11 protein-coding genes are annotated in these 13,424 nt (G+C 40.2%); 10 read left to right on the plus strand and 1 reads right to left on the minus strand.

Translation table 11 applies throughout. The features are described 5' to 3' along the window. The first annotated feature begins 11 nt into the window (after positions 1 to 11). Together hemH and FJR71_RS01520 are read left to right on the plus strand one after the other, a co-directional pair. The gene (hemH, locus tag FJR71_RS01515; protein WP_140813901.1) at positions 12 to 1,106 is read left to right on the plus strand and encodes a ferrochelatase; all 1,095 of its coding nucleotides are present in this window, start codon (positions 12 to 14) and stop codon (positions 1,104 to 1,106) included. Between the two features lie 89 nt (positions 1,107 to 1,195). Then, a complete protein-coding gene (locus tag FJR71_RS01520; RefSeq protein WP_125329525.1) occupies positions 1,196 to 2,233 on the plus strand; it encodes a zinc-binding dehydrogenase in 1,038 nt (345 codons plus the stop codon). A gap of 54 nt (positions 2,234 to 2,287) precedes the next feature. Here FJR71_RS01520 and FJR71_RS01525 read toward each other — a convergent pair whose 3' ends face one another. Beyond that, positions 2,288 to 5,002: a DEAD/DEAH box helicase family protein gene (locus tag FJR71_RS01525; protein WP_140813902.1), complete on the minus strand. Its 2,715-nt coding sequence runs from the start codon at positions 5,000 to 5,002 to the stop codon at positions 2,288 to 2,290. Between the two features lie 157 nt (positions 5,003 to 5,159). On the opposite strand from FJR71_RS01525, the gene FJR71_RS01530 reads away from it, so the two are divergent. The 8 genes from FJR71_RS01530 to FJR71_RS01565 all read left to right on the plus strand — a co-directional run bounded on the left by FJR71_RS01530 (position 5,160) and on the right by FJR71_RS01565 (position 13,344). Beyond that, positions 5,160 to 5,924 (plus strand): nucleoside phosphorylase, encoded by a 765-nt coding sequence (locus FJR71_RS01530; RefSeq protein ID WP_140813903.1) that lies wholly within the window; start codon positions 5,160 to 5,162, stop codon positions 5,922 to 5,924. A 31-nt stretch (positions 5,925 to 5,955) separates the two neighbouring features. After that, positions 5,956 to 7,338, plus strand: a complete 1,383-nt coding sequence (locus tag FJR71_RS01535; RefSeq protein ID WP_140813904.1) for a TrkH family potassium uptake protein — start codon at positions 5,956 to 5,958, stop codon at positions 7,336 to 7,338. Positions 7,339 to 7,347: 9 nt separating this feature from the next. Next, positions 7,348 to 8,022 (plus strand): potassium channel family protein, encoded by a 675-nt coding sequence (locus tag FJR71_RS01540; RefSeq protein ID WP_125329521.1) that lies wholly within the window; start codon positions 7,348 to 7,350, stop codon positions 8,020 to 8,022. Positions 8,023 to 8,157: 135 nt separating this feature from the next. Beyond that, positions 8,158 to 8,793, plus strand: a complete 636-nt coding sequence (locus FJR71_RS01545) for a TetR/AcrR family transcriptional regulator (protein ID WP_125335480.1) — start codon at positions 8,158 to 8,160, stop codon at positions 8,791 to 8,793. Between the two features lie 171 nt (positions 8,794 to 8,964). Further along, positions 8,965 to 9,705, plus strand: coding sequence for an ABC transporter permease (locus FJR71_RS01550; protein ID WP_125329519.1), 741 nt, complete (start codon positions 8,965 to 8,967; stop codon positions 9,703 to 9,705). A 135-nt stretch (positions 9,706 to 9,840) separates the two neighbouring features. Beyond that, positions 9,841 to 10,554 (plus strand): ABC transporter ATP-binding protein, encoded by a 714-nt coding sequence (locus FJR71_RS01555; protein WP_125329518.1) that lies wholly within the window; start codon positions 9,841 to 9,843, stop codon positions 10,552 to 10,554. A gap of 26 nt (positions 10,555 to 10,580) precedes the next feature. Continuing rightward, complete coding sequence (locus FJR71_RS01560; RefSeq protein WP_125329517.1) at positions 10,581 to 12,263, plus strand: ABC transporter ATP-binding protein; 1,683 nt, start codon at positions 10,581 to 10,583, stop codon at positions 12,261 to 12,263. 316 nt (positions 12,264 to 12,579) lie between these two features. Continuing rightward, on the plus strand, positions 12,580 to 13,344 hold the full coding sequence (locus FJR71_RS01565; protein WP_125329723.1) for a CPBP family intramembrane glutamic endopeptidase: 765 nt from the start codon (positions 12,580 to 12,582) through the stop codon (positions 13,342 to 13,344). The last annotated feature ends 80 nt before the right edge of the window (positions 13,345 to 13,424 follow it).

The following is a 13,424-nucleotide window of genomic DNA, read 5'->3' on the forward strand; positions in this document are numbered from 1 at the left end:
AAGGAGTAGTTATGAGTAAAAGAGCTGTGTTGATGATGACCTTTGGGTCGCCAGAAGAGATTACCTACGAAGGAGTAGCAGAGTTTTTCACGAATATACGCCGTGGGGTTCGTCCTGAACCACATGAAATTCAGACTTTATATGACAATTACGTCCGAATCGGTGGAACGCCGCTCCAAAGGATAACTAGAGAAGAAGTGGACTTGGTTGCTACTGCTCTTGGAGATCAAGCATCGGTTTACTTTGCCAACAAATTTTCCCGCCCTTTCATCACAGATGTGATCAAAGAAATGGAGTTAGATGGAATTAAAGAGTGTTTGTGTTTGATTCTAGAGCCCCATTATTCCTACTATTCTGTCATGGGTTATGAAAAATTTTTAGAAAGTGGTCAGATAAAGTTCCAAATTATCAAGGACTGGTACCGCGAACCTGACCTACTCCACTATTGGGCTGATGAAATCCAAAAGATTTTAGATCAGATTGGAGACGACAGTTATAAGGTGATTTTTTCAGCCCACAGTGTTCCAGTTTTGGCGCTAGATTTTGGTGACCCTTATATCGACCAGATTTATGACAATAGTCGCATGATTGCAGAGATTTTAGGGCTTGAAGAGGATCAGTACACCAATACTTGGCAGAGTGAGAGTGATATAGGTATTCCTTGGATTAAGCCTGATGTTTTAGAATATCTGCGAGATGAGAGTGAACACCCAAACCACTATATTTTTGTTCCGATTGCCTTTATTAGTGAGCATATTGAAGTTCTTTTTGATAATGATGTGGAGTGTCAGGAGCTATGTCAGGAGCTCGGAGTGGCTTATCATCGACCTCCTATGCCAAATAGCGATTCACGACTGATTAAAGCCCTTCTGTCAACCATTCAGTCTCATATAGATGGTGACTATAGTGACTATCAACCTCAGCTAGAGACTTTTGATGAGTTGGAAGCTCCTTCAAGTACAGGTCAGATTTTGGAAGCAGAAAAAGATATTCAAATGCCCGATTTTGTCAGAAAATTGATTGATAAGAAAGGCCGCGAAAATGTCAAAATGCCCTATTTGATTAAGAAAATGCTAGAAAAGAAGTATGGGAAAAAATATGATTAAATGATAGAGTTTTAAATCAGGAAGTGGGCTAGAGCTCGATAAAAAGTGTATACTGTAGATAAGTAAGCAATAGAAAGTAGGTTGTTCCTATGAAGAAAACAGTCTATACAAAAGCTGGGCAAGTGGGTCTAGTAGAAGTAGAACGTCCGCAAATCGAAGCGCCGGATGATGTTATTCTCCGCATCGTCCACACATGTGTCTGTGGATCCGATCTCTGGAGCTACCGCAATCCAGATATTGAAGCAGGGCATCAAAATAGTGGCCACGAAGCCATTGGGATTGTCGAAGAAATCGGAGAAGCCATTACAACGGTCAAACCAGGAGACTTTGTCATCGCACCTTTCACCCATGGTTGTGGGGAGTGTGATGCCTGTCGTGCTGGCTACGATGGGACTTGTGACCGTCATATCGGCACCAACTGGTCTGATGGGGTGCAAGCGGAGTACATGCGCTTCGAATACGCCAACTGGGCCCTTGTCAAAATTCCAGGGCAACCATCAGATTATACAGAAGCCATGCTCAAATCTTTCTTGACGCTGGCAGATGTCATGCCGACGGGCTACCATGCGGCGCGTGTAGCAGACGTGAAGCCTGGTGACAAAGTAGTGGTCATCGGGGACGGTGCCGTTGGTCAATGTGCAGTGATCGCAGCCAAGATGCGTGGTGCGTCTCAAATCGTCCTTATGAGTCGCCACGAAGACCGGCAACAGATGGCTTTGGAATTTGGTGCGACAGCGGTCGTAGCGGAGCGTGGCGAAGAAGGGATTGCCAAGGTCCGTGAAATCCTTGGTGGCGGAGCAGATGCGGCCCTTGAATGTGTCGGTACCGCAGCAGCTGTCGATCAAGCCCTTGGGGTCCTTCACAATGGTGGACGTTTAGGTTTTGTCGGCGTGCCTCATTACAATAATCGTGCCCTTGGTTCGACCTTTGCTCAAAACATCTCGGTGGCAGGTGGAGCAGCCTCGGTCACTACCTACGACAAACAGTTCTTGCTTAAGGCTGTCCTTGATGGCGATATCAATCCAGGACGTGTCTTCACCCAAAGCTATAGCTTGGACGAAATTGATCAAGCATACAAAGACATGGATGAACGCAAGACTATTAAGGCCATGATTGTGATTAACTAACGAAAAAATCTAGTAGAAATCATCTACTAGAATTTTTTATTGTGAAATAAATTCTTATTTCAAATTTGACAACACTTGTTTCTTGGTGAAGGTACGCTCTTGTTTATTAGCTAAGGCCTTAATGCGCGCATCTAGGAGAATAGCGCGACCTTCCGCACTTCGGGTATAGACGAGGTCATACTTACCCAGGCTCTTTCGGATTTGCTCCACAAAGGCTTGGGCATCCTCTTTCCGTTTGTCAAAAAGGCTTGGTACAGCGAAATATTCTGTCTGATCGGATACTTTTTCCTGTGCTTTCAAGATATAGCGCTGATTTTCAATCGGTGCGAAGAATTCGATTATGGTTTGCGAGAAGAGTTCCTTCTCCCGCATGGTTCCGCCCTTCAAATAAATCAGCGTGTTGATGGCATCCTTTCTGTCTCGTACGACTTGGATACGGGTCTCCTGGGTTTGGATCTTGCCAGAAAGGAGAAGGGCTTGGTGAATAGCCTGGCCGAAGACTTCTAGCCGTTTATAAGGGCTCTTATAGAGATAGTAGCGCAGCCAAGCAAGGAGTGCGGGGACAGCTAGGAAGAATAGAAGAATAAGAGACGCTTTATTCCCTCCTCCTCTACGTGAATAGTAAATCAGGTTGGCGAAAGCATCGGTCAAAGCAGCGGCCGTCAGCCAGCGAGCTAGCTTCCTGGCGTCAAAAAATAGGGCCAGGGGCAGGAAGTGTTTATCCACTTGGACCTCATTTGCAATCTCCATATTCTCCAGAATCGGAAGGGCTTTTTGCCAGCCGTCTCGGAGTTCTTGACGATGGGTGGAGCGCTCTAAGGTCTCTTCATTGAGTTTTTGCAAGTGTTTTTTGGTATAGCGGATATTGTTAAAGGCTAGACGTTCGATACCGGATTCGATAAAGGGCTCCTTGTAATGGAGACCTAAAAATTGCTTCATCCGTCTTTCTAAGAGCTCCAGATCAGGACTGTATTCTTTCAACTGATCAGTGATGGCTTCGATTTTTTCCTTTTCAAGATCGGACTTTTCATACCATTTTTTTAGGGAAAGATTGATGGAGACCAGGTGCCAGATGTTACTAGTTTTGTCTGGATCCTGAGGCCACACTCGGATGGCACGACCTCGCATTTGGTTGCTGAGCATAAAGCTACCGACAAAGCTCGCTAGGATAAGAGAATTGACGCAGGGAGCGTCCCAGCCTTCTCCTAGAAGAGACTTGGTTCCAATGACGACCTGGATGAGCCCTTCTTGAAAGAGTTGGGTCACAGCTGTCACCAAATCATGTTGAGAACCAATCATGCGAAGCTTGAGAAAGTCATCAGGAGATAATTTGCCGACACTTTGGTAAGTCAGTCGATTCCCTCCAAGAAGCTCTTCTAGTCTTGGCTTAGCGACTGTCGGGATGATGACGATGCTGCCGGTTAAGACAGCAATGGCAGGAGGACTAGTTAGCTCTAAGCTTTCTCTGCGAATAGATTCAAAATAGGAGAGAACTCCCAACTGAGTGAATTGGGCGTCCTTATTCCCGAGATGAACTTCAAAGTCTTGGCGAATGTAGTCTGTTAGGACCAATTGGCGCAGTTGACTTCCAAGAGCCTGGTATTCCGCCTTGAAAATCTCTCGAACCGCATTGAGTTTTCCGAGGGATTGGTTGAGCAGTAGGTCTTGTTTTTTGTTGCGGACCAGTTTGACTTGTTTTCGATCGATCAAGCTGGCTGCTTTTAATTCATGAAGCAGTTGCTTCTCGTATTCCTCAGGTAGATTGTACCAGTGAGGCACCTGAAAGAGCAGACCTTGCAAGAGTATTTCAAGCCAGTCCAAGGTGAAAGCAGGTAGTTTCTTGGCTCCTAAAAGCTCCTGGAAACGTTTGGGAAAGTCAATTCCCTTGCTTCGAAGAAAGATCAGGGTAGCAGAGAGATACTTGGGCTCATTGAGCAATTCATCATCGCTAATCTGATCCGATAAGGCTTTGCAGTTTTGGAGGTATTGGCAAAAGAGGGGATCGGAAGTCAGTTGCTGTAAGAGAGCATTCTTTTGTTGGCTAAAGGCATCCAACTGCTTTTGCTCTTCCTTGGTTGGAAAGGCAAAGTAGACATAGTCCTGATGGGGACAAAGGGTTTCTTCCTTGACCAATTCGGGAACCGTAATTTCCTCATCAATCTCACCACACATGCGGATATAACGATCCCAAAGGGCAGGATCTCCTTCATAGGGAGGGGTAGCGGTTAGGGAGATCATCTTTAAGTCAGGGAAGGCTTGACGAAAGGCTTCCAAACTCTTCCACCATTCATTGCGCAGGTGATGGCACTCATCTAAACAAAGGGTTCCGAGTGAGATGGCTTTGAAAGTAGTAAAGATATCAAAGTCTTTGAAATCAAACGTTTCAATCTCTGCCTGGTCATCGGTATCCTCAGATTGTGATTGACCGACGACTTGGTTCATTGCGCTGTGTAGGGCCTGATAGGTAGCCACTGTAATCAGCTTAGGATGTTTGAGGTCCTGAGAGATCAATTGCTCCGCTTGGCTTTCATCGCTTAGGAATGCTTGGATAATCCGGTCCACCCATTGCTGACGAATGGTGACCGTAGGAGCTAAAATCAGGGTTGGCTGACCAAAGCGTCTGATAAATTCGATTCCCAGGGTTGTTTTTCCAGAGCCAGGAGCTGCTACCAAATGCAGGTGGCCATCCGCCATAAAAGCGTCACTCTTATCGAGAACGCGTTTTTGATAGTGTCTCCATTGACCTGTAAAGGCTAGTTCTTGTAACATTGGTTTCCTCCCTTGTACTGTCCCCATTATATCATAGTTGAAAGTATTCAGTTATATGGGGAGTTGCTGTGGAAGGAAAATAGTCCATTTCGCTATCTCTCCTTGACACAGACTAGATGGACTTATATAATGTTACAAACAAGTTTGGAGGCAATAGATGATTCATAAACATGAAATTCCTATTTTAGAGTTTGACGACAATCCGCAGGCGGTCATTATGCCGACTCATGAGGGACTAAATCTGCACCTACCTGAAAAATGTGTGTACGCTTTCTTGGAGGATGAGATTGATCGCTTTGCCAAAGCTGTTGGAGCCAAAGAAGTAGCTAGCTTTGTCTCAGCTACCAGGACCTATCCGGTTTATGTTATGGAGGACCAAGGAGAGGAAATCTGCTTGGCGCAAGCGCCAGTTGGATCTGCAGCTGCTGCCCAATTTATGGATTGGTTGATTGGCTATGGGGTGAGGAAAATCATTTCTTCAGGAAGCTGTGGCGTCTTGGTGGACATGGAAGAAAATGCCTTTTTAATCCCAACAAAAGCCTTGCGAGATGAGGGAGCTAGTTACCATTATGTAGCACCCTCCCGTTATATCGAAGTGGATAGGCGAGCACTGAATGCCATTGAAAGGGTCCTCAAACAAGCGGCCATTCCTTATCAAGAGGTTATGACCTGGTCGACCGATGGCTTTTATAGAGAGACACCTGACAAGGTGGCCTATCGCATTGAAGAAGGGTGTAGTGTGGTGGAGATGGAGTGTGCCTCCCTTGCAGCAGTCGCCCAGCTTCGTGGGGCGGTTTGGGGCTTGCTCCTATTTACCGCAGATTCGCTTGCAGACCTGGAAAATTATGATCAGCGTGACTGGGGATCTGAAGCATTTGAGAAGGCCTTAGAATTATGCCTAGAAATGGTTCATCACTTGTAGGTCTTTTCTCTTTTTATGATACAATGAAGCTATGTTAGTCAAATCATTTTTTAAACAGTGGCAGTCCAAGATTAAAGGCCTGTCTCCAGCAAGGCGGATCTTTCTCAGTTTTGCCTTAGTCATCTTAATCGGCTCCTTCTTACTGAGTCTGCCTTTTGTCCAGCAAGCAAGCTCAACAGCAGGCTATGTCGATCATCTTTTTACAGCGGTTTCCATGGTCTGTGTGACAGGGCTCTTTACCCAGTCAGTGGCTTCGACCTATAATGGCTGGGGGCAATTGATCTGTATGCTTTTGATCCAGATCGGAGGCCTAGGTATCTTGACCTTTATCGGTCTCTTCTTTATGGAGAGCCGACAAAAGCTCAGTTACAAGGACCGGCAGACCATTCGGGACAGTTTTAGCTTTAGCAATAACCAGAGCTTGGCCCGTTTTGTCCGCTCCATCTTTATTACCACCTTTACCATCGAAGGTCTGGGAGCCTTGCTCCTCATGACCCGCTTTATACCTCGCTTCGGCTGGGGACATGGAATCTTTAACTCTATCTTTGTAGCGATTTCCGCTTTTTGTAATGCGGGCTTTGATAATTTTGGGGGCGATAGTATGATGAGTTTCCAGACCGATTGGTTGGTCAATCTGACTTTGTCTGCCCTTATTATTACAGGGGGGTTGGGCTTTATGGTTTGGTTTGACCTGGCCACCAAGGCCCGTAACCAATCCGGACGACGGACTCTTCGCTTTCACACCAAGGTGGTTCTCTGGTTAACAGCTGCGATTCTCCTCTTTGGGACAGTAACCAGCCTCTTGACCGAGTTTAATAATCCGGCAACCATTGGGTCCCTCCCATTGGGAGAGAAGGTCTTGGTCAGCTTTTTCCAAACTGTCAGCATGCGGACAGCCGGATTTGCTTCCTTAGATTATACAGCAGTCCGGCCAGTGACACTCTTTATCTATCTCTTGCAGATGTTTTTAGGTGGAGCACCAGGAGGGACAGCAGGGGGCATGAAGATCACCACCTTCCTGGTCCTCTTGCTCCTGGCTCGGAAGGAACTATTGGGGCTACCACATACCAATTTAGGAAAACGTACGATTTCACCAGACATTGTTCAACGTTCCTTTGGGACGGCGGTGATTTTCCAGTTGACCTTCTTAGTGGGGCTATTAGGAATCTGTTTGGTGACGCCGGATGGCCAACGCTTTATTTATTTGGTCTTTGAGGTGGTATCCGCTCTAGCGACAGTGGGAGTGACCGCCAATGTAACCTCAACCTTAAATGGAGCGGGACTAGGCATTATCATGGTCCTCATGTTTATCGGACGGATTGGTCCTTTGACCCTCATGGTTAGCTTGAACAATTACCAAGCCAAGAAAGCAGATACCTTGCAGTATGCCAAGGCAGACATCATTATTGGATAGGAGAAACTTATGGAGAATCGAACCATTGGAATTTTAGGATTAGGAATTTTTGGACAGAGTATCCTGAAAACTCTGCAGGATCAGGATGTGGATATTATTGCAATTGACGATCACGCAGATGTGATCAACCAATATGAATCCATGATTTCGACTGGAATTGTTGGAGACATTACAGAAATGGACCTCTTGGATGCGGCTGATATCGGTACCTGTGACACAGTCGTGATCGCGACGGGAGAAAACTTGGAGTCCAGTGTGCTGGCGGTCATGCATTGTAAGGCCCTTGGTGTTGAGCGAGTCATTGTCAAGGTCAAGAATGAAGTGACCAAGGAAGTCCTTGAGAAGATTGGGGCTGATTTGGTCATCCTACCAGAGGTAGAAGCGGGGATGTCTCTGGCCAAGATGATCCTTTTCCAACACGGGATTGAAGTCTTCCAGTTGGATGAAGCAGTGGTGGTGGTCGAGTTTACAGTTCCAGCTAGCTGGGTAGGAAAAAGCATTCGAGACTTGGAAATCAGAGACCAATATCAACTCAATATTATTGGCTATCGAGATGCGGAAGATCAGCCTTTGCGAAGTCAGATTGGTCCCGACTTTATCTGGCCAGAAGGGGTGCGCGTGATGGCGGTGACAGACAACCAGTATCTGGATAGAATCCAAGACCTCTTAGAGGAAACAAACTAGGAAAACGACCGAAAGGTCGTTTTTAGGTTTTATAAAATTTCCAAAGTATTATTGGAAACAACAAAAAATTGACAACATTAATTTGTTAGATTATAATAAAAAAACATACCATTAGTATGATAAGGAAGAGTTATAATGGCAAGGAATAGAAACTCACATGAAACTAGAAAAAAAATCCTAGAGGTCTCTAAAAATCTATTTTTAGAAAAAGGATTTGATAATACGTCAATACAAGATATCATAGATGGCTTAGGTGGATTAACAAAAGGTGTTATCTATCATCATTTTGAGTCTAAATATGATATACTGCAAACAATCATTAGCGAAAATAATCAAGAAATTTTAAATTATAATTGGAGAGGAAATACTGGATTAGAAAAGATACAAAATTCTTTGATGGACTCTTTCTCTAATTTTGAGCACCAAAGGCTCGTTTACTCTGCCTCAATCATGCTAAGAAGTCCACGTTTGTTAGGAGAGCAGTATCTAGGTCTATTTTCTGATTTTTTACTCGAAATTAGAGAAAAAGTTCACGAAGGTGTTAAAGATGAATCAATAAAAACCGAATACCCAGAAGAACTAGCAGATTTAATCATTTTAACTCTAGATGTTTGGATTGGATTCCAAATTTCTGTTTTTTCAGTAGAAGAATTAAAGCGGAAAATGAATTTCATTAAACTTACTTTTGAAGGGTTAGGAGTGCAGTTGATTACTGATGAAATGATGGAAGTAATTTTCAAATTATTTGATCACTTAAAAAGTAGTAAATAAGTTTTACGTATAGAATTTTAAAATAATACCATACTCTAGATATGGTATTAAAAATTTTATTATACATACCTTTAGTATGTATAATTTTTAAGTTTAAACATACCAGAAGTATGTAAAGTGTTTTTTGAATAGTGTAATTAATATTAACAAAATTTTTTGGAGGAAAAATCTATGTTGTCGCTTATTAAAATAGAATTAAATAAGGTTTCAAAATCTAAATTATTTTTTGCTTGGTTGTGTACTATATTTATAGTATTAGGTATTTCAGGAATCATAATCATGGGGTTAGCTACAGATAATAAACTGGGTGAATTTGTAGGGCAGAGTTCTAAGAATTTTAGAATTGCTGATAAATGGGAAGGTTGGGCAATTGCAGCTTCATTGTTTTCATCTTTATTTACAAAAGCAGCATTTTTGATTTTCGAATCTTATTTATTATCTAGGATTATTATTGATGAATTTAAACGAAGAACAATTTTTCAGTTGTTTTCTTACCCTATTCCTAAAAGAAAGTTACTATGGGGAAAAATTATTTCAGTCATTCTAATAGCATGTATTGCCCAATTTTCTGCATATTTAGTTATTCAATTATTAATTAAATTAGTAGCAATTTTAACTGAATCAAATTATATTTCAGTAGCTAATCAATTGATTAACTTAGCTGGAATAACGTTTGGAACAGTACTAATAGGCTTACTACCATTTGTTTTAGGTATGATTAAGCATTCAACAGCTGTAACAATGCTTACAGGATTTGGTTTAGCGGCATTACTTTCGAATGTAAGTCCAGGAAGTTTATCTAATAATATTGTTGATAACTTATTCTTTTTGATATTTGCAAGTTTCATAAGTTTAACGATTGTTTCCTTTTCAATTTATACTATTTCAAGACAAGATATTAGTACCAAGTAGCATAGTTGAGTTTAATCGAAGGAAAGTTATAATTCCTTGATGATTTCTATAAAAAAAGAGACTGTATAAGTTGGTATTTATGCTCCGAGAGAAAAATTCTTGCATTTAAAGCTAGATATAGAAAGAGAGATAGAAATGAGAAATATTGTTGAAATAAAAGAAGTTTTTAAAACAATTGATAAAGAAGAAATTTTAAGTGGTATCAACCTTCAAATTGCTGAAGGAGAAATCTATGGTTTTTTAGGACCGAATGGTGCAGGAAAAACAACGTTAATGAAATGTATGTTAACCTTATCAACAATTACATCAGGTAGTATTGAAATATTTGGGAAAAATCTACAAGAACACAGAGAAGAAATCCTAAGTCAGATTGGAAGTATTATTGAATCACCAATTTTTTATGATAACTGCACTGCAAAAGAAATTTTGGAAATTCACGCTCAGTATATGGGGAAAAATATTATTGAATCAGATATAATAAGAGCCTTAAGAATGGTCGGATTAAAAAATACGACTAAAAAAGTAAAAGATTTTTCGTTAGGAATGAGGCAAAGGCTTGGTTTAGCTCGTGCCTTTCTAACAAAACCTAAATTGTTAATTTTAGATGAGCCAATCAATGGTTTAGATCCAATAGGAATTCAAGAAATTCGAAATCTTTTGTTGTCGCTTTCTAAGGAGCATGGAATTACAATACTAATATCGAGTCATATATTATCGGAAATTTCACAGATAGCAGATAAAATTGGTTTTATCAAAAATGGAAAAATTGTAGAACAGGTCTCTATGAAAGAGATTAGGAGAGAGAATATTGACTTAGAAGAATATTTTATGTCACATTTTCTAAATTAAATTAAGAATTATGAGGTAGATTAAGGATGAAACAATTGATAAAGAACCATCAGAAGGCTTTTTATGCTTTCATGATATTTAATATACTGGTCCCTTTAACTAATATTGCTTTTGCTTATGCTATTAAAGGTATTATTGATAGTGGCATGTCTCAAAATAAAGAAGCCTTAACTCAAGCGGTACTAGTAGGAGCTATTGTTATTTTCATATATGCAGGGCTAAACTTTATATCTCTTCGATTGAAAAATAAACTTGTTAGGCAAATCATGTCAAGATACAAAAATAAGGTGTTCCTATCTATTTTAGATAGGGATTATAGAGACTTTTCTAAAGAAAAATCAGGGAAATTTATTTCTGTATTAACCGAAAATATGAAGAAAATTGAGCAAGATTATCTACACCAGTATTTTAATATTTCAAAAAACCTTTCCTTAATGATTTTTTCGCTCCTAGCTATGTTTATAGGTAATTGGTATTTGACCTTATTGGTTATCATTGCTAGCATTATTCCAATGATGATTTCTGGATTCATTGGACAAAAATCAGCTTATCTTCAAAAGAGTGCCATGATTGCCGATCAGAAGTATTTAGTTAAGGTTAAAGATATTTTAGCAGGGTTTCTAGTTATAAAAAGTTTTAATGTGAAAGAGGCTATCCGTCAAGATTACAGAAATGAAAGCGAAAAATTGGATGAAATATATTTTATGAAAGGAAAATTTGATGTCTTAGCTAATGTTATTTCGCAGCTTTCGGGGATGATTGTTTTTTTAGTAGCCTTTGGTGGAGGAATGTATCTTGTTTTTAATGGCTATACCACAATTGGAAGTGTAACAGCTATTGTTCAACTGGTCAATTTTGTAGTAATGCCACTAAACGAAGTTGGTATGGGAATGAGTAAATTCCGTGAAGGTCAGGCAACACTAAATGCATTTGAGGTAAAAGATGTAATCGAACTTCAAACTGGTAAAACGAAAGAATATTTTGATGATGTTATTTCTTTTTCAAATATAGATTTTTCTTATCCTAATACTGAAGAAAAGATTTTTAATCATTTATCTTTGAAGATTCAAAAAGGGGAAAAAATTGCAATTGTAGGAATGTCAGGGAGTGGAAAATCAACTTTGCTCAATCTATTGCTGCGTTTTTATGATGTAACAAGTGGACATATTTCAATTGATAATCAAGATATACAAGCTATTTCAGCAGAGAGTCTTTATAACTTGATGACGATTGTTCAGCAAGATGTTTATATCTTTGATGATACTTTAAGAGCAAATATTACTCTTAATCAATCCTTCACTGATGAGGAAATAAAGAAAGCTGTACAGCAGTCAGGTTTAGAAAGTTATGTTTTAGAAAATGAATTAGGTCTACAAGCTTTATGTGGAGAGAATGGATCGAATTTATCTGGCGGACAAAAACAAAGAGTTAGTATTGCGCGTGCCTTGATTCGAAAAACACCAATCTTATTATTGGATGAGGCTACTTCATCTTTGGATAATCAAGTAACTACTGAAATTGAAAGTTCAATCTTGGATATTCAAAATTTGACTGCACTTGTAGTAACCCACAAGTTGAATGAGAACATTTTGAAAAAATACGATAGAATTCTCTTTATGAAAGATGGCGTTATTGTTGAAGATGGTTCTTTCAGTGATTTGATGGATAGGAGAGGTGAGTTTTATAGGTTGTTTGAGTTGAGTGTGTAATGATAATATATATTTCAAATACCAATATTACTAAATCGGATGAGCTCTACATAGAAAATCGTATCCCACTTAATTTTTTGAAAGAAGTGAGAAAATATAAATAGGTTCAAAACTAATTCATGTAACTTCGAAGAAGTTCACTGATGTCCATACTCACACAAGGAAAGTTATTAAGAAGATTTATCTTCATGTTGAAATAACAGAAGGTTTTTTATAAAAAAATTATTACTAGCTAAAAATTAAATTTATTTTAAGCTATTTCTTTTATAGTAGAACTATCAAAAACACTTCCATTATGGGAATAGAAGGATGAATGATGAAAATTTTAAAGTTGATACGACCTGAAAAGCCTTTAAAAGAGCTTAATTGGTTTGATATCGCTATTGTGACTGCGATCATGTTTGGGCAGTTTATTGTTTGGTCTACAGAACTCTTCCTTACCAGTCTTCAGCCAGTCGCCCAAACCGTCACCGCAGCTACTGAAACGGCTACCAATACAGCTAGGGATGGGGCAGCATACTCGAGCAACTTTACCCTGCAGATCATCTTATTAACTCTCGCCTTGGCCTACTTGATTCTACGGAATTTCGATTTTAAACAGCTTCCGATTCGCTTTAAATGGTCCGTCCTCTTTTGGGTACCCTTGATTTTTGCCATCGTCGGTCTGTTTGGGGATATCGTGACAACGGTGAGTGGAGAGTATGATTACTTCAATATCAATCTCCTCCCATTTATCGATCCCATGCAGATTATTCACAAGTTCTTAGCGCTTAGTCCCATGGCGATTGCTTATGCCTTGCTGAATGGTTTCTACGAAGAGTTCTTCTTCTTAGGAGTCATGACATCTGTTAATCAGAAGTACAAGTGGTGGGCACTGGCTTATTCGACCTTGATTCGGATTTCCTTCCATACCTACCAAGGTTTGCTTTGGGCAGTGGTCATCGGAGTGATTTATGGACTCTTCTACTATGTCCTCTACAAGAAGGTGATCAAAAACCTTTTGCCATTCTTCCTCATGCATGCTTTGGCCGATATGTTTGGCTCTAGCATCCTCTATCTTTTAATCAACTGGGGAGGTTAAAAAAATAGTTGAAAAACTGGACTGTTTGTCCAGTTTTTTATCTGTTTTGAATCGCCAGAACTCTAGGAAAATCCCTGTAG

Source organism: Streptococcus xiaochunlingii (genome assembly GCF_006385805.1).
Taxonomy (GTDB): Bacteria; Bacillota; Bacilli; order Lactobacillales; family Streptococcaceae; genus Streptococcus; species Streptococcus xiaochunlingii.